Annotated in this window: 11 protein-coding genes and 1 tRNA gene; 11 read left to right on the top strand and 1 reads right to left on the bottom strand. The window is 57.7% G+C overall.

Translation table 11 applies throughout. The features are described 5' to 3' along the window. The first annotated feature begins 462 nt into the window (after positions 1-462). The 6 genes from D9V34_RS07440 to D9V34_RS07425 all read left to right on the top strand — a co-directional run bounded on the left by D9V34_RS07440 (position 463) and on the right by D9V34_RS07425 (position 5,373). A complete protein-coding gene (locus D9V34_RS07440) occupies positions 463-1,182 on the top strand; it encodes a nucleoside/nucleotide kinase family protein (protein WP_342772994.1) in 720 nt (239 codons plus the stop codon). A gap of 107 nt (positions 1,183-1,289) precedes the next feature. Continuing rightward, a tRNA-Pro gene (locus tag D9V34_RS07435) sits at positions 1,290-1,366 on the top strand. 344 nt (positions 1,367-1,710) lie between these two features. Beyond that, positions 1,711-1,863: a hypothetical protein gene (locus D9V34_RS17800; protein WP_183091899.1), complete on the top strand. Its 153-nt coding sequence runs from the start codon at positions 1,711-1,713 to the stop codon at positions 1,861-1,863. Positions 1,864-2,851: 988 nt separating this feature from the next. Then, positions 2,852-3,433, top strand: coding sequence for a hypothetical protein (locus tag D9V34_RS17500; RefSeq protein WP_147441648.1), 582 nt, complete (start codon positions 2,852-2,854; stop codon positions 3,431-3,433). A 4-nt stretch (positions 3,434-3,437) separates the two neighbouring features. Continuing rightward, positions 3,438-3,677, top strand: a complete 240-nt coding sequence (locus D9V34_RS17495; protein ID WP_147441647.1) for an ABC-three component system middle component 6 — start codon at positions 3,438-3,440, stop codon at positions 3,675-3,677. Further along, positions 3,664-5,373, top strand: a complete 1,710-nt coding sequence (locus D9V34_RS07425; protein WP_121688202.1) for a DUF2326 domain-containing protein — start codon at positions 3,664-3,666, stop codon at positions 5,371-5,373. The genes D9V34_RS17495 and D9V34_RS07425 overlap by 14 nt, the downstream gene beginning before the upstream one ends. 1,155 nt (positions 5,374-6,528) lie before the next feature. On the opposite strand, the gene D9V34_RS18290 is transcribed toward D9V34_RS07425, so the two are convergent. After that, positions 6,529-6,804, bottom strand: a complete 276-nt coding sequence (locus D9V34_RS18290; protein ID WP_121688201.1) for a DUF3892 domain-containing protein — start codon at positions 6,802-6,804, stop codon at positions 6,529-6,531. A 592-nt stretch (positions 6,805-7,396) separates the two neighbouring features. Here D9V34_RS18290 and D9V34_RS07415 point away from each other — a divergent pair. The 5 genes from D9V34_RS07415 to D9V34_RS07395 all read left to right on the top strand — a co-directional run bounded on the left by D9V34_RS07415 (position 7,397) and on the right by D9V34_RS07395 (position 17,299). Next, positions 7,397-9,565 carry a YcaO-like family protein gene (locus D9V34_RS07415; RefSeq protein ID WP_147441646.1) on the top strand — a complete coding sequence of 723 codons (2,169 nt, stop codon included), beginning with the start codon at positions 7,397-7,399 and terminating at the stop codon, positions 9,563-9,565. A 10-nt stretch (positions 9,566-9,575) separates the two neighbouring features. Further along, positions 9,576-10,823 (top strand): MFS transporter, encoded by a 1,248-nt coding sequence (locus tag D9V34_RS07410; RefSeq protein ID WP_121688199.1) that lies wholly within the window; start codon positions 9,576-9,578, stop codon positions 10,821-10,823. 344 nt (positions 10,824-11,167) lie between these two features. Next, the gene (locus D9V34_RS07405) at positions 11,168-12,574 is read left to right on the top strand and encodes a YcaO-like family protein (protein ID WP_183091898.1); all 1,407 of its coding nucleotides are present in this window, start codon (positions 11,168-11,170) and stop codon (positions 12,572-12,574) included. 79 nt (positions 12,575-12,653) lie between these two features. After that, a complete protein-coding gene (locus D9V34_RS07400) occupies positions 12,654-15,086 on the top strand; it encodes a CapA family protein (RefSeq protein WP_121688197.1) in 2,433 nt (810 codons plus the stop codon). 437 nt (positions 15,087-15,523) lie between these two features. After that, on the top strand, positions 15,524-17,299 hold the full coding sequence (locus D9V34_RS07395) for an oleate hydratase (protein WP_121688196.1): 1,776 nt from the start codon (positions 15,524-15,526) through the stop codon (positions 17,297-17,299). Positions 17,300-17,347 lie beyond the last annotated feature (48 nt).

Below are 17,347 nucleotides of genomic sequence, written 5' to 3'. Positions count from 1 at the left end.
TCTCTGCCCGCGACGTATTCGCCGCGGTATCGGTTATAAACGCAGTGTGCGGTCGGGTCCAGTGGGCCCGGCCGCACACTTTTGCAATCCGTGCACACTCCGATCCGTGGCCTCCCCGATCGGACTAGCATGGGGCAACGGTACCGCCTGCATTGCGGATGCCGCCGGCCCGCGCGTGGCCGGCCGGGTTGTGACGGCGACGGGGAGTAACCGGTGGGTGCAGAGAGCGTGGAGCGAATCGCGGTGCGGGATGGCGCGGAGCAGGGGTCCGCGGCGACCGGCGAGGCTACGGCTGCCGGTGCTGTGGTCACCGAGTCGAACGGCGCCGAAGCCCGTGTTGGTGAGGTCCGAACCTCGGAAGGTACCGAGGCTACGACCGCAAGTGAGGCGGGTTCCGTGGCCGCGTCTGTGGCTAGCCCTGTGAGCGAGCCTGGCTCTGGGGCCGAGTCCTTGAAGGATTCGGTGTCCTATCTTGGCACCGAGGTTTTGCCTGAAGCTGGTGCCGCCGTGCACCCTCACGCTGGGGCTGCCACTGGTCCTGGGCGTGATCCCGAGCGGATCGAGGCGAGCCTGGACGAGCTGGTTGAGCGCGCCCGTGCGCTGATCGTCCCCGGCGAGCGCCGCCTGCTGGGAATGGCCGGTGCGCCGGGGGCTGGAAAATCGACCCTGGCCGCGCGCATCGTCGCCGAGCTGGGGGAGGAGGCGACGCTGGTCCCGATGGACGGCTATCACCTCTCCCGCGCCGTGCTCGCCGACCTCGGCCGAACCGACCGCAAGGGTGCCCCGGACACGTTTGATGCCGCGGGTTTCGTGGCCCTGCTGGGCCGCCTGCAGGAGGCGCGGGAGACTGTGTACGTTCCAAGCTACGACCGCGACCTGCACGAGCCGGTGGCGGCGGCGCTCGCCGTGTCTCCGGTCACGCCCCTGCTGATCGTCGAGGGTAACTATCTGCTGCTGGATGATCCCGAGTGGGCCCCGGCCCGCGAATTCCTCGACGCCGCCTGGTACGTGGAGATCCCCACCGGCCTGCGCACCGAACGCCTGGTCGCCCGCCACGAGGCCCACGGCAAATCCCCTGAGCACGCCCGCGAATGGGTCTTCCGCAGTGACGAGGCCAACGCCCGCCTGATCGAGGCCTCCGCGGTCAACGCGGACCTGATCGTCACGCCGGTGCAAGACTAAACGGCTCCCCGCACGCCGCTCCGCTCCGGCGACACGCGCACCCCGCCACCCGTTTTCTCTTTCGCCCCCGTTTCGCGCTACTATAAATGAGTTGCCGGAAACGACAACGGGCTGTGGCGCAGCTTGGTAGCGCACTTGACTGGGGGTCAAGGGGTCGCAGGTTCAAATCCTGTCAGCCCGACCAAAAAAACTCTCCCAGAACCGCGAGATGTAGCGGGGCTGGGAGGGTTTTTCGTTTGACTGAAGTGGCTTCCAGCCAGGTTGGTCAAGATGGATTATTGCTCTTCCCAATTTCGAACGCGCGACTATCGGTGTCTCGTGCTGCGGATACGTCGTTCGAAACTTCGTCAAGACAATCGAGCCAGAGGTGGCCAAAAGTATTCGGTTTCTTAGCTGCGTCAACGTGAATCAACATTAGTTGCGCGAGGCTCACATCAGGACAGGCCGTATCCGAAGATGCAGTTCCGCATCCATACCCAGGAAACGAGCCGGGGATAGAAACTCCACTTCTGTTCAAGAAACCAAAAGATGACTGCACACGAGCCGAAGCTCCGTGGCGAGCGCTACGCGCTCAAATTCCCGCTTGAGCCTTCGGCAGAAGATGACCGGACGGAATTGCCACAGCTCACTCGAGCATTTCATGTGCGGGAGTTCCTGCCATTGTTTAATGTGCGCCTTTAAGATGATCGACCGGTGGCGCTGTGCAATGTTGATTGGGTGTGATTCTTCACCACCCCTGGTTATTCAACTGAGGGCAATCTACTTGCGCTTGACGAAAACGGCGAGCTGACACTGAGATTTATGGATTCTCACTCACGGGATTATGACGGGAACGCCTGAGATTGGGTTCAAACACAGAGCTACCCCTCGACCCGAACGCGTGGCAGATATGTAAGTGAAGTTCTGCACGAGTCTCGACATGTCTGACGATGTGCTGAGCGTTGGCCGATTCAACTCAAAGCGCATCAATCGCGACCGTGCATTACCTGAGAGGCAACTACTGTGAGCTATTCCCGGCTATCCATCACATAGGCTCTGATTATTCCAACCGGAGAGAACGGTTCACCGTTGTCCGTTGACCGCCGGTGCAGGTAGGCAAGATTTTCGTCATTGATCGCCACTGCGCAATAAAGACCCATCTACCTGAGCAATACTTCCAAACGAACACTCAACTCACTGTATGGCGCAGTCCAGAATTATTTCGAATTAGAACACACGTGCGCAGAAGCCAGCTCCTACAGGATGTTCCTCCACTCGGAAAACGCCCCGAGTGAGGAACTACTTGTATGGGACAGGAATACGATCAGCTTCAATCCTACTCCGCGACCAGACTGAGCGAGCCTACAACGGTCAATGATTCCCTGACATTGTCTCAAGAGCAGGATTAGGTAAAACGCCCGCTAATACCGCGATACTTGCTAGCGTCCGATACCATCGTTTGGAGCTCACCGTTTAGTGGTCTTCAACCTATTTAGAAAGCACATGTGGAAGATAAATTGCCGCTTGAAGTTCTACTAAGCATCGTTGCCTCCTTGGTCTCTATAGTGTCTGCCGTAGTCGGTGGAATTGCCTTCAATAAGGCTGGCCGAGTTGAGAGAAAACTCAAAGAGAACCGTGTCATTGGGGATGGTAATATGCAAGTTGTCGGTAATAGGAACTCTGTAGGGAAATGAGTCGCAGGCCAAACATTATCGACGGCGATCACAATATACAGATCAATGGTGACCACAATGTTGTGAACCCGATTATTATTGGCACTTCCCCCTTGTTGACGAAAACTCAAATCTACGACATTTTAGTTCTATTTACAGAGAGCGATCAAAGTGATCCTGGTGGAGTGAATGCCTCTGATCCGGCCCCGATAACAGAGAAGCTAGCTTTCAATCGAGCCCACAAATACAACATCCTTTTGCGGGGGCAGATTCCCAATTATGAGTTACTAAATGTGATCCTCGAGTCAGTCCCGAATAGTCAACTGGTAGTTGACAGTCTTCACCGGATTTACCTGGATGCAGTTGAAATTGATCAAACGAGCGGCGATATTATCGTCGGTGGCGGGGACGACAAACTCGACACCATCCGAGAGACGATTACGCAACGCATTTACAATCACAAAGGTCGAGATGTTGACACCTACAGCCTTGAACAAATCGAGGCCTTTGTGCTGGCTTTAATGCTTTATGGAGTCTGGAAATGCAAGATACTTGTAAATCCTCGTTCTCCAGAGGTTGAAAGCGGTGGGGTGAGGTGAAACGGTGATCCTGGTCGATACGAATAACAAACCACAAAAGACTGTCTACTACATCTCCGGGGTTGCCTATAGTCATGTGAAACGCAGGTCAAACCTTGCACTCGCAGAACTACTTGATTTGGTTTCGGGCGACCTGTTTCCTCAAAAAGTGGATTTTCAACTCTTTGTTTTGGCAGTGGATTTCCTGTTTCTCATTGGAAAAATAGTCTTGAACGAGGAAGGTGAGCTGTATGCAGCTGGGTAGTTTGCGTTTATTTGAAAGCGAAACACAAGTACAAATCCGAGTCGTGTATTTCAAACCGGGCGTGAACTTCGTGGTGGATGCATCGAATTCAACTCGTCATAACAAGGTCGGCAAGACTACCTTCCTTGGGTTAATTGACGTTGCTCTCGGAGCTAAGACCAGGAAGAACTTGTACGTTGATCCTGAAACAGGAGTGATCAACAGGGAGCTATCTGACCTCATCCACGATAGAAAGCTTGCCGTTGAGCTGACAGTGAATGACGAAACACGCTCGCACAGTCTTGTTGTCGAGCTTTTCACCAGAGGTAATTATACGATCGACGGAAAGGCATTATCTCAGAAGGCATACCAGGCTGAGTTAAATCAGCTCTTCTTCATGAATGCCTCGAATGTTCCGTCCTTCAGACAGTTAATCGGATCATTCTTGAGAGTGGTCGTTGGCAAAGACACTCACGGTTTTTTGAAGTATATAAGCGGCCCCACTTCAAATGCCGTGTATCGCTCTATCTACGGTTACTTGTTCGATATTGGGGACGCGAAGGATGCCAAAGAACTCTCTGAACTGCAGCAAGAGAAAAATCAAGTTGAAATAGCTTCGAAACGCTACTCGGATTTTACTAACAGTGATGATCCAGAAGTCGTTGAACAGTTCTCAGAAGAGCTTCGCCGCAATAAGAAATTCATCGAGGCAGAGCTTAACGATATTCTCGACCCAGATGTCTTTCGTGAGAATCGTGGTCTAATCTCCGAGGTTCGCAGTAACTATAGCGAGCTAATCGCAGCCCAAGGAGATATAGAGTTCGAGCTGTCCCGCATTCGGGATGCAATTAGTAGCACCGAAAGCGATTCTTTCGAGTATCCAGATCTCGCGTTGGCACGAGAACTCTTTAACGAGGTGGAGGGCTTTGCTCCCCAGCTGAACGCTACGTTTGATCAGCTCGTCGAATTTAATCGCAAGCTAACAAACAACAAGCTAGAGTACCTTCGGGAGACCGCGGAACTGCTGGAGTCCAGACTTGATGTGACAGTAGCTAACCAAGCCGAATTGCTAGCGAGTAATGGTGAGTATTTAGCTTTAGTGGGTGCGGGCAAAATTGAACAGTACAACGAGCTCCTGCAGAGAGCACAAGCCATTGACGAAAGAATTGGTGCTCAGGAGCAGATTCAACAGACTTTGACCGAGTTTAGAGAGAAAAGCCGCAAGCTCGACGAAAGAATCGCTTCGATGTCGGATGAACTTGAGAACATGAAATTGGAAGCTCGATCAGCAATGGCTGAATTTAATCAGCACTTTACTGAAACCGCGCGAAGGATCAATGGAGAGGCTCCAGTGCTCATATTTTCAACTAATGTTTCCAATTTCCCCGTGGGAATAAGGGATATGGAAGAAACGAGCACAGGAACACGGAAGTCGCTCATCGCCGCATACGACTTGGCTTACCAACTATTTGCTAGAAAGCGAAACAAATGTGTGCCTCGATTCATCGTCCACGATGTTGTTGAAACCATTGAGGGTGCCGATCTTAAACAGATTGCGCAGATTGCTACTGAAGAGAATATCCAATACGTTGTCGCAGTGCTGAAAGAAAAGCTAAGCTCCGCTCAACTCGAACCTGGATTCGTTACTGCTGCAAGTATCATCGAACTCTCGAGCAACAATAGAGTTTTTGAGCCGGCACTGCCCGACGGTTTTTAGCATCAGTGTTTTGATTTCGGTGGCGCATTTCAAGGTATTGCCGCCACTGCCAGTCGGTTCACGGCTATCTTGAAGATACCCTTCCGCTAGTGGGAGTGGTAATGGCTGAGTGTGAAAAACTGAGGATGCGGCCCTGCTGTTACTACACAGAGTCCTAGGCATAGCTGCTTCGAATCCAGGATAGCGTGAGCCCAAAACTTGATGTGCAAAGGCGTACGGGAAACTACTTCTACTCGCAAAGCACAAAATGAATGCGGCTCGATCGGCAGCGGATAGGCCGCCACTTAGGGTCCCGATACGTCGAAAAGGGAAGATGGACAGGTACTTAAGAATGGTCGTGTGATTTAACCCCGCTATCGTCGAAATCGTCTCGAATCCGGGACGTTCGACGCCTAGATTCGTTCAGATCAAGGTCTCGTCATCTGTGAAACCGGCAACCCGGCAGCGAACGTCTGCTGCTGTGAGATGTTTCATTGTCGTGCCATGGTTGCAACCGTACTTATTCGCCAGACGGTACGCTTATATCCCTGCCGTAAAAACTGCAATTATGAGTCGAAGCTTCTCCCAGGTAATACGTGCAAGGTACCGTGGAGACTATTGTAATTGCGCAGGTTTTGGGAAAGCGTTACCCGCTATCCGAGGTAGCCTCACCTTTTTGTTCCATTTAATGCGCCTATGAGGAGAACGCCCAGCCCAAACAAACCCTCCCAGAACCGCAAGATACCGCGGAGCTGGGAGGGTTCTTGGCGGGCTCATCGCCTCGGTTTCGAAGCTTTGATTATTGGCGTCCGATTCAGGCGTCCGGTGTTCATGCCGCTAGTTCGGAACGGTAAAGTGTAGAGTTTCAAACGTGAAATGAGACGCCAAGATCAAAGTCGCTTGAGTCCTTCAGCGCCGAGGCGGCTTTGACGGACGCTCGATGGATGAGCCAACTCCCACAACATGCCAGTATCCACAGTACGGACATTGCATCGCCGTCGAGGGCTTATGCGTGCGTGCGGCGTATCGAGCTGCCTCGCTCTGTGTACCGATGACTGCGCGCTTCGTTTTGCAACGAATACCGTTCATCTCATGAATTCCTTCCCCGTATGGTTTCGCAACGAATTTTAGGGGCGAGCACAGACATCGTTTAGCTATGGCATCTAACCCACAGGTTTAGAAGCGACCTAGATTCAGTAGGTTGTCGGATTCACGTCCGTTTGCAACGGTTGTAAGATACTTCACTCCGTTGGTGCGAGTGATCACGTCTGCTTGAGCTCCCGTGTAATCATTGTGAGTTCGAACACTGTTTCCGTTATCGATGTGTGCAACCATTGCAGCGCGAGTGGCAGACTGAAGGGTTCCGGCGGTGCCATCGGAGTATTGAACATCGGTGATGTGCTCATTTCTGGTGCCCGGGTGAGCGACGCGTACGCGGCGAACGTATTTCATGGTGCTCCAATCAGTGCGTGACGCGTGGGTCACGGCGACCCACACGAATCGAGATTTTATTCGAAACTCGTACGAGTTCGGTATCACCGAAATGGGGCCTTAAAAAGGCGTCGAGGGTCTGCTATGGCGGTTGAGCGAAAACTTCTCGACGATGCGGAATTTCAACCGAAGGTTCCACTCGTTAGGTGGGGCGGCAAGTTTTCAACGGAGGGACCCGATTCCCGTGTGCGTACGTGCTTCGAAGGGTGTTTTTCGGGTGACTCGGCCTGCTGGTTCGCGCGACATGACATATCAATCGCGATTCAGGTTCAACCCGTTTCAAGAGTTCCCGTACTCTTCCTGCGCATGCGCTGTGAGCCCAACAAGACGTTTGTTTTAGTTGCGGTGGAGGCGTAGCTTTGCGCAAACGCAGGAAGTTCTTGCGCGAATTCAAGAATGGAGTGAACGATGCTGAAGGATATTACCGCGGAGATCTCCGCGCAGCGTAGCGAGAGTGCTAACAAGATGCTCGCTCCGAACGGAAATCACAACAAGGTTCTTTCCGCCAGTTTCCGGTGGACCGATAAGAAGTAGTCCGAAGGGGGCTGGTGGCTTGTCCATCAGCCCCCTTTCCACTACATCTGGTGAGAAAATGACGTTCTCGTTCGAATGGGCCGACTTTGATGGCGGTATCCTGATCCGGTCGCCGGCCGGAAGATCATACAAACTCGAGTTGGACAAGGCTGCCTTCTTGCAGCTTCTTGAGCACCGAGATGGCGAACTTGCCAAAGCACTTGGAGAGGCGGGTTGTGTTGTAAGGCCAGAGACTCCGATTGAGCTTCTCCGGGTTTCCGCAGCAGCTTTCACCTCACCACAAGACTTACGTATTCATGCCGACCCGCTCTGGTCGGATGCCGCTCAATGGTTATTGGACGAATTGGTGCACGGCAACCAGCCCTCGGCAACCAAGGACGAAAAACGCCCTGTCACACACCTTGAATTGCTGGGTGCCTACGATGAGGCGAGGTTGTTGTTATTGGACCAAAAGTACGCGATTCTCGAAGAACGGTGGTGTCCTGCATACCTAATGGATGGACGAGCTTGGGTCGGACCGCTCATCACCCCCGGACGAACAGCGAAGTACTCCGATCTGGTCGACCGCCGACGCGCGGCCGTCAAAGGCGATGCTGTTGCGGAGGCCGAGCGAAATCTCAACTCATTTGACTTACATCAAGCCGGTGCCTCAGAACTTATGTGGGTCGCGGCGCAGCTCGGGATTCGACTAACCCGCAGCCTTGCAGACGCCCCGGGTGGGCTAGGGGGAGCCGAGCTTGAGTTTGACCTCCGATCACTTCAGATCTTCCAGCATCCGGTCATTCCGACTCCAGCTTCGTGGCCATCCGACTACTCGGTGGAACACGTTTCATCTGACGTGATCGATGCCCGCACCGGCATTGTGTTGGCGCTCGATGACGTCGTGCATCACCCTAGCGTTCCTCAAAGGTTGCGTACTGTGCAGAGCCGCGTGAGTGAGTATCGTGCTTTCTCTCAGTTCGCCAACAACAACACCGCTCTTGGATCTCATTTCGATGATCTTGACGCAGCGCGCGGTGCGGCCATCGGTGAAGCGGTAGAGCGGATATGTGGAAACTATGTACAGGAAAGGGCGACCTTTATCGCGAGCGTAAGCGAACTCGAACAAAAAGAAATCGACTGTCTGCGACCGAGTGACTTGGAACTGTTCAGCGCCTCGCAATACGGTGAAGCTGGGTTTCCGTTTGTGCCGTGGGAAGAGGATGAGGAAATCTCGTGGGTCAACTTCATCGAACTGGGCAGCCAGAAAACCGTCGCAGTGCCGGCGTTTGCTACGTACGTCAACTGGTTTGGAGACATAGCGTTCGCCTCTGAACGGCCGCATCAGTTCATGTCATACCCGGGGATCGCCGCGGGGCAAGATTTTGCTTCGGCCGTGGTCTCCGGAATCGAAGAAATTGTCGAGCGTGACGCAACGATGATCTGGTGGCTAAACAATCAGACGCTTCCGCGCCTTGATCTGTCTGAGCCACTATCGTCCCTTTGGGAGGGTGCTCCGATTTCGCTGGGGCAACAGGCTTCGCTCATCAGCCTTCCCAACCGATTCGGCATCCCTGTTATCGGAGGTATCCTCAAAAATTCCGAAGAGGAATTGCTCAACATCGGTTTCGCGGCACGGCCTACGGCAGAGGGTGCGGCGAAAAAAGCCTGGGCCGAAGCGCTTACCCTCCAAGACGGTAGCCGAGACCTCCTCCGAGAGGACGGCCTGTGGTACAAGGACCAGCGGGAGGGGCCCTTCCCGATGGAGAACTTCAAGCCCTGGCGGGCCGACCGTCAATACCTTGATGACTATCGAGACGATTGCCGCGACGTAAATGACCTCATGTGCCAGCAGCAGTATCACCTTGACCCGCGTGCACACCGTGACGTTGCTCACCTGATCGACGGTCCCGAAACCATGTCGTTGGCCTCGATACCCTCGCTGGTGAGTAGGAGCCTGGAAACCTATCGGCACGCCATCGAGTCTCGAGGATTTCGTGTCCTTGTTGCCGACCTCACAACTCCGGATGTTGCCGCGTGTGGTCTCACCGTAGTTCGAGTGGTGATTCCCGGACTGGTGCCCAATACTCCGGCAGCGTTCCCTCCTTTCGGCAACGGACGTTTGCTCCGGGAACCCGTGGAACTCGGGCTACGTACGCGACCAGCCACGCTCGCGGAGCTTAACTATCGACCACTTCCTCACGCCTGAGGACCCTGTGATGCTGCGCACCTACCGAGATCTTCTCTCAAACCGGGCAATACGACGATCGCTCATTGCCTACTTCGTCAGTGAAACCGGAGACGGGTTCACCTCGGTTGCCCTTCCGCTGTTCGTCCTGATCAACGGTGGATCTGTCACGTTGGTCGCCATGACATTCGCCGTCAACGTTGCCGCGGCTACGCTCGCCGGGCTGCTCGGAGGGCCCTTCGTTGACCGCTTCGACCGACGAAAGCTCGTGGTATTTATTTTTCTGGCACGCGCCGGACTACTGGTCGTTGCCGCCCTTGTTCCCAACGTGATCGTCGTCGTAATCGTTGCAGCACTAGCAGGAGCGCTCAGTGCCCTGGACAACCCCGCAATGGAAGCAGCCGTTCTCGAAGCGTCCCGCGGCGAGGTTGAGCGTACCTCGGCCGTGCGCAATATCGGTTACTCGGGTGCCGCAGCGATCGGTCCCGCACTCGCTGGTATCGTCGTTGCCGGGTTTGGTGCCCCACTGGCATTCCTCATTGATGCCGCCAGCTTTGTGGCTGCTGCGACCCTGATTTTGGTAACTCCCGACTACGACCCGAACTCACGCGTTCGGAGAGCTCGTGCGGTGGTGTCCGGGCGTGGTCACTCGACGTTTCGAAAAATCACCGCCGGGTTTGAGCAAATCGCAACCACGCCGTCCGTTCGAAGTTACATCGCCTATAGCCTTCTGGGCATGATCGGCGTTGCCGTCGCCCTGGTAGCCTTACCGATTTACCTCGTTGACGAACTGCGATTTGGTGAAGTCACCTATGGTTTCGCCCTGGCCGCCTACGCTATCGGAAGCGCCGTAAGCCTTGTTTATTACGGAACCAAGAAGTTCCGACGACTCCACCTGGTGCTATTGATGACGGCACTGGTGTACGGAATAGCCGCTCTGGGAGTGGCCCTGTTGCCGTTTGTGGCTGCTGTGGTGGTGTTCCGGTTTCTCTGGGGATGGGCATTTGGCCCCGATCAGATAGTCGGCGATGTTCTCATCGTGGGTGCAACAGGCTCGGCCTCCCTGGGGCGTATTTTCGCTGCATATGGCGTGCTCATTCGGCTTGGAACACTTGCCGGTTCGCTTCTTGCCGCACCCATCGTCACCTCCATCGGTGCTCGGAACGCCCTTGTTTGCGCCGGGATATTCTTCGCGGTCGTGGGGATCGTGTTCTTTGTTCGGCCCGCATACCGAGAAATCATCCCGGCCCGATCGAATCGGTCTCAGACAGTATCATGAGCGGAGAATTCGACGCAGCGAAGACCACAGACGACGCGCCCGCTGCTCACTGGACCGACGTCAGAGCGCAAATGCCTGCCGAATTTCCATTATCTGATGGACGCAACGCACATTTGGTTTTCTGCGGCGGGGAACTCTCACCGGAGGACCCACGGATTCGCACGCTCATTTCGTCGGGCGTTCCGTGTCTTCCCGTGCTCAGCGATGGAACGTTCGTATTTATTGGACCCCTGTATGACGAAGTAACAGGCGTGATGCCTATCGATCATGAGGTTCGGCTTCGCGCGGCGCGACAGAATTCTCCGATTAGGGATACAACGAGGGAGCGGGCACCGGGAGATCCTGTGATCGGCCAGCTCGAGAGTCGAATGATTATCAGTGCCGTGGGGATGATTATGGACGGCCTGGCCAAACTTCCCGGTCGGTTCGTGGGGAGAGAGTTCGAGCTTGACCTCTTGGCACTCACCATTCGGATCCATCCGATGCTCCCACTGCCCAATCGAGTCGTAGCTGCGTATGCCGGTGAGCATACTTGGGGCGACCTCGTAGACGAACGGTCTGGAATCATCACGCACGTGGCGACCGCCCATGATTCCGGGGTGATAAGCGCAACTGCCCGGATAGCAGATCTCTCGATGTTCGAACCATTGTGGATTGATGATCGTCAGGGGTTCGGCATGTCGACGCGCGCCGGTAAACACGTGGAGGCGGCGGCCGTTAGCGAGATTCTGGAAGCCTACGGAGGATTCCTGTGGGAATCGACGGCGGAGCACTTGGAAAAACGCAACGGCGTTGTGAGCGTCATGGGAAAAGATTTCGTTTCCGGCAAGGCCCGTTCCGTGGCCGCATCACAGATCTACTTGAACTGGTATCGACGTGAGGGCGTAATGCCGAGCGCATCGACCTCGACCAATATCTCAGGGATTGCCGCCGGACCATCTCTCGACTTTGCCGTGGTTTCTGCCCTGCAGGAACTCATAGAGCGAGATGCTATGACAGTGTGGTGGCTGAACGGCCCGGTGCTGCCCCGCAGAGTTGCATCCCGGGAATGCTTGATTAGGTTGGGGCTGTTGAGGAGACCAGGGGTAGCGCTGCACTTTATCGATCTTCCTTCGCCAACGGGCGTGCCCACGGTGGTGGCGATTCTGGCTGGGATGACCCCGAATCCGATCCTCGGCTTCTCCACACGGCACACGACCGAGCTAGCCGAAGAGAAGGCAGCGTTGGAAGCGCTACTCCTCGTGCGTACGGTGACCGGCCTGGACGATCCCAAGAGCGAATTGTGGACAGCGATTATCGAGGGTCGCGTTGATCGCGGTGCCCTCCGCGAATGGCGTCAGGATCGTGCGTATGCGATGGATTTCGGAGGGCCCCACAACGTGACGGACCTTCTTTCTCAGCTTCAATACAATCTTGACCCTCACGCCGCCGCTGAACACAAGCACATCTTTTCCGGCCCGGTGACCGAGCAGATTGTGGGAGAGCCACTGGCCAATGCCAGCGTATCTGCGTACCGAGACCGACTCGGGGCAACCGGCATTGAGGTCGCCTGGGTTGACCTCACACCGCCGGATCTTGCGCTGTGTGGGGCCTATGTCGCACGAGTCGTGGGAGAAGAATTCGTCGGAAACGCTCCCGCAGCATTCGCTCCGGTCAAGAGCCGCCGAGTGGTGGCGGCGGGGATAGAAAATGGCTGGCGCGGTCCGAATGAGCCATTCACCCCGAACGCGGCACCGATGCCCTACGCGTAAGTAAGGGGCAATGACATATCGTTTTTGTATCCAAAACCGCATACGGGCGGGCAACGGTGCCGCTGTTTAGCTCGCAGGTATGCGAATTGTTGGCCTTGATCTCAGCTCACGTCCCGAAGCCCTGACGGCAGGCGGGACGCCGCGGCTATTGTGGCCCGATGCGGCCAAGGGGCTGCTCATTATTCTGGTGGTGTTTTGGCACACGGTGGTGAAGTCCTATTTGCAGGTGGACTGGCGGATTCCCGTACCGATTGCCGGGGCCTGGGGGATTGCGGCCGACATTACCTATCCGGTGCGCATGCCGCTGTTTTTCCTGATCTCCGGATGCTTCGCGGCGAGTGCAATAGCGCGGTCCTGGGGAGCGGTGTTCCGCAGCCGCGTGGTGCGGTTCATGTACCTCTACCTGCTCTGGACGCTGATCCACATGGCAACCATGTGGGCGTTTCCCGACTTTCCCACCCTGGTGCCGCGTTCGATTGCCGAGTTTATCGAGGCGATCACGATCAGCCCGCCCAACACCTGGTATCTCTATGCGCTCGCGCTGTACTTTGTCATCGCCAAGTCCCTGCGACGTCTGCCCCGCTGGATTCCGCTCGCCGCCGCTGCCCTGCTCTCGATCGCGGTGGGCGCGGGGCTGATCGATATCGTCAGTAACCGTGGATCCCTAATCGCCAACCTGCTCTTCTTCCTGATCGGCGCCTACTCGTCGCGCACCGTCCTCCGGTTCACCTCGCGGCCTCGTCCGATCCTCGCCGCCGGCCTTCTCCTCGGATATCTGGGGGCGTTTGCGCTGGTGCGGATGGGCTCCGTCGAATCGGTTCCCGGTGTCCTGCCCGGCCTGGCGCTGATCGGGGTCCTGATGGCGCTCGCGATCGCGCCCCTGCTCGCACGACTAACCCGCCTCGGCCATGGACTGGCCTTTCTCGGGGCGCGTACCCTCCCGATCTATCTGATCCACATGCCGATCCTCGCCCTCAGCGACGCCCTGGTTGTTGGGCCGCTCTCGGAGGCGGGCACCGCCATCCAACTCGTGGCGGCGACCTGCCTGCCGCTGGTGGTGACCGCGGTTGTCATCGCGGCGAGCCTGGGGATTGCGCGACTCATCGCCCGGGATCGTCTCGCCTGGCTGCTCGATCTTCCGGCCCGGCGCGGAGGAACGTTGCCCGCCGTCTTGCACGGGGACTCGCCTCGGCGGTGCGTGCCCGGCGACACGCCCCTCGCGACTGTGACCACTGCGGTACCTCATCGAGAGGATCAGCCGCACCCATCAACCGCCACGTCGAGCTCCGTTGCCTTTCGGAGACGAGTGCCCGGGCACACAACCGGCAGCGGCTTCGGGCGATTCCACTCGCAGAGACCCCTGATTTCGCACAAGACTCACACCGCCCTCGGCCGCACCTCAGCTCAGCGCCGTATCCCGTGGCGCACGCCCGTTGCGGTGCTCCTGCTTGTGGCACTCGGACTCTTGGCGTCCACGGCATCGGCGATCCCCGTCCCGTCCCGATCCGAGATGCCTCATCGGTCCGCGCACCGCACCGGCGAGGTGAGCATCGGTGCGGTCGGTGACATCCTGCTGTACGACGCAACGCGCGGGATTCCCGCCGACCAGGGAGCCGGATACCTTGACCGAGTGCGTCCCTGGTTCACCGAGGACATCGTGACCGGCAACCTCGAACAGGCACTCACCCCAGACTACGGCACCACCAAGTGCGCGGCGCTCAACGACTGCTTCGCCTTTCGCAGCGACCCCGCGGCCGCCGCGAGCATGCACGGATTCACCGATGTGAACCTCGCCAACAATCACAGCCGCGACTTCGGACAGCGCGGCTACGATGCGACCCGCGCGGCCCTGGAGAGTGTGGGCATCCGCCCGGTCGGGGATCGAGACGAGATCAGTTTCACCAGGGTCGGCGATCTGACCGTGGCGATGATCGGGTTCGCGCCCTACTCCACGTTCAACCGGGTGACGGACCTTCGGCACGTGCGCGCCATCGTCCGCACGGCCGCCGAGCGGGCCGACGTCGTGATCGTTCAGGCCCACATGGGGGCCGAGGGTCCGGGGGCAGACGCGGTAACGCCCGGCACCGAAACGATGTTTGGGGAGAACCGCGGCGACCCGATCGCCTTCGCCCATGCGGCAATCGACGCCGGAGCCGACCTGGTTCTGGGACACGGACCGCACATCCTGCGCGGGATGGAGTGGTATCGCGGGCGGCTCATCGCCTACAGTCTGGGGAATTTCGGCGGTGGGGGAGTGTTCGGGACCGATCCCTCCACCCGGTTCGGCGGATATCTCTCGGTACGGCTGAACGCCGAGGGCAACGTGTTGGGCGCGCGGGTGCGCTCGGTGCGCTTCGAGCAGGTGGACGGCATCCCCACGCCCGATCCCAGCGGCCAGGCCGCACAGCTGATGAATCAGCGTGGCCTCCGCGACTTCCACCGGCGCGCCGCGACCATCGGCCCGGACGGGATGCTGTCCCCACCCCAACCGGGTGACATGGGTGGTCGGTAGCCGGATTCCGCGGTGAGAATTGTGCGGAGTGGCCCTGCCTTCCCGGTGCCCGGCGTGCACGGATCCGGGGCAAATCGTGGGGGACACCGTCCTCAATCCGGGCTGCACGGTGCGCGCATGAGGCGTGCGGCCCGTGCGAGCCTTTGACACCGAGCGTGGCCGGTTTTTTCGCGGTCCGACGGGGGACAAAATACTGGTCGCGGATGTCTATGCATTCGTATACTCCGGCCGGTTGCGACCCGCTGTCCACTCTGATCGACGGTGAAAACGTTCACCCACCGCACCCGGAATGACCCTAGCGCGGCCAGCACGAGCGACACTAACATCGGGAGTATTCAGTAGCCGCGGCAGGGGAAACCCGACTACGAGAATTCGTTATGTCACCGCGGTTTCTGATCGGCAGGAGGGGCCTGCCGATGTGTACCGAAGGAGAACGAATGCGTTATACCAGCGGCAACTACGAAGCGTTTGCTCGGCCACGCAAGCCCAAGGGGGTCGAGTCCAAGCGCGCCTGGTTTGTGGGTTCGGGATTGGCGGCGCTTGCCGGGGCGGCATTTCTGATTCGTGACGGTCGGATGGAGGGTTCGAAGATCACGATCTTCGAACAGCAGGAGCTCCCGGGTGGTGCCCTAGACGGTTTGGACGTTCCCGAGAAGGGCTTTGTCATCCGCGGGGGACGCGAGATGGAGAGCAACTTTGAGTGTCTGTGGGATCTGTTCCGATCGATCCCGTCGCTGGAAATTGAAGATGCCAGTGTGCTGGATGAGTTCTTCTGGCTCAACCGCGACGACCCCAACTCCTCGCTGCGACGCACCACCAAAAACCAGGGTGAGGATGGCGGCACCAACTTCAAGTTTGACCTGAGCAAGAAGGCTCAGCAGGAGATCACCAACATCTTCACCTCGCTGCCCGAGGACCTTGAGGACAAGCGGATCGACGAGGTCTTCACCAGCGAGTTCCTGAACAGCAACTTCTGGCTGTACTGGCGCACCATGTTCGCCTTCGAGGAGTGGCACTCGGCGCTGGAAATGAAGCTGTATCTGCACCGCTTCATCCACCAGATCAAGGGCCTCCCGGATCTCTCGGCGCTGAAGTTCACCAAGTTCAACCAGTACGAATCACTCGTGCTGCCGCTGGTCACCTGGCTCACCGAGCAGGGGGTGACATTCCGCTACGGAACCGTCGTCACCGACGTCGACTTCTTCATCGACAAGCAGGGCCAGCGCAAGGAAGCGACCCGCATCCACATCGTGGAGCACGGTGAGGACAAGCAGGTGGACCTGACCACCGATGACCTGCTGTTCATGACCATCGGATCGCTCACCGAAAACTCCAGCGACGGTGACCACCACACCCCGGCACGCCTCAACACCGGTCCCGCACCCGCCTGGGACCTCTGGCGCAGGATCGCGGCCAAGGATGAGGCCTTTGGTCAGCCCGACGTGTTTGGCAATGACATCCCCAAAACCAAGTGGGAGTCGGCGACGGTCACCACCCTGGATGCCCGCATCCCCGAGTACATTCAGAGGATCTCCGAGCGCGACCCCTTCAGCGGCAAGGTCGTGACCGGCGGCATCGTCACGGTGACCGATTCGAGCTGGCTGATGTCCTGGACGGTCAACCGTCAGCCGCACTTCAAAAAGCAGCCCGCGGACCAGATCGTGGTGTGGGTGTACGGCCTGTTCCCCGAGGCGGTGGGGGACTATGTCAAGAAGCCGATGCAGGACTGCACCGGCGAGGAAATCACCCGGGAATGGCTCTACCACATGGGGGTTCCGGTGGATCAGATCGACGAGCTGGCGGCCACCGGTGCGAAGACCGTCCCGGTGATGATGCCGTATGTGACCGCGTTCTTCATGCCGCGCAAGCACAGCGATCGTCCGGCCGTGGTGCCCGAAGGTGCAACGAACTTTGCCTTCATCGGTCAGTTCTCCCAATCGCAGGAACGTGACTGCATCTTCACCACCGAGTACTCGGTGCGCACCCCGATGGAGGCCGTGTACACCCTGCTGGATATCGAGCGTGGTGTGCCCGAGGTGTTCAACTCCACCTACGACGTGCGCGCGCTGTTCTACGCGGTGAACCAGCTGCGGGATGGGGAGCAGTTCGAGATCCCCGGCGGGCCGCTCGCCCGCAAGTTCGCCCGTCACCACATCGAAAACAACGTGGTGGGGCAGCTGCTTGAGCACTACGGGCTGGTGGACAAGAAGTAGGTTCTCGCGCCGCGCGGCCGGTATCCGGGAGTCCCCGGGTGCCGGCCG

The sequence above is a fragment of the Mycetocola lacteus genome, assembly GCF_003667575.1.
In the GTDB taxonomy this organism is placed as follows: domain Bacteria; phylum Actinomycetota; class Actinomycetes; order Actinomycetales; family Microbacteriaceae; genus Mycetocola; species Mycetocola lacteus.
This window is presented reverse-complemented; position numbering and strand designations above follow the sequence as displayed.

Bases quoted from the DNA above. Each gene is read 5' to 3' on its own strand.
- D9V34_RS17800 (WP_183091899.1), top strand. From the start codon at position 1,711: ATGACTGCACACGAGCCGAAGCTCCGTGGCGAGCGCTACGCGCTCAAA.
- D9V34_RS07395 (WP_121688196.1), top strand. From the start codon at position 15,524: ATGCGTTATACCAGCGGCAACTACGAAGCGTTTGCTCGGCCACGCAAG.
- D9V34_RS07425 (WP_121688202.1), top strand. From the start codon at position 3,664: ATGCAGCTGGGTAGTTTGCGTTTATTTGAAAGCGAAACACAAGTACAA.
- D9V34_RS07400 (WP_121688197.1), top strand. From the start codon at position 12,654: ATGCGAATTGTTGGCCTTGATCTCAGCTCACGTCCCGAAGCCCTGACG.
- D9V34_RS18290 (WP_121688201.1), bottom strand. From the start codon at position 6,804: ATGAAATACGTTCGCCGCGTACGCGTCGCTCACCCGGGCACCAGAAAT.
- D9V34_RS07410 (WP_121688199.1), top strand. From the start codon at position 9,576: ATGCTGCGCACCTACCGAGATCTTCTCTCAAACCGGGCAATACGACGA.
- D9V34_RS17500 (WP_147441648.1), top strand. From the start codon at position 2,852: ATGAGTCGCAGGCCAAACATTATCGACGGCGATCACAATATACAGATC.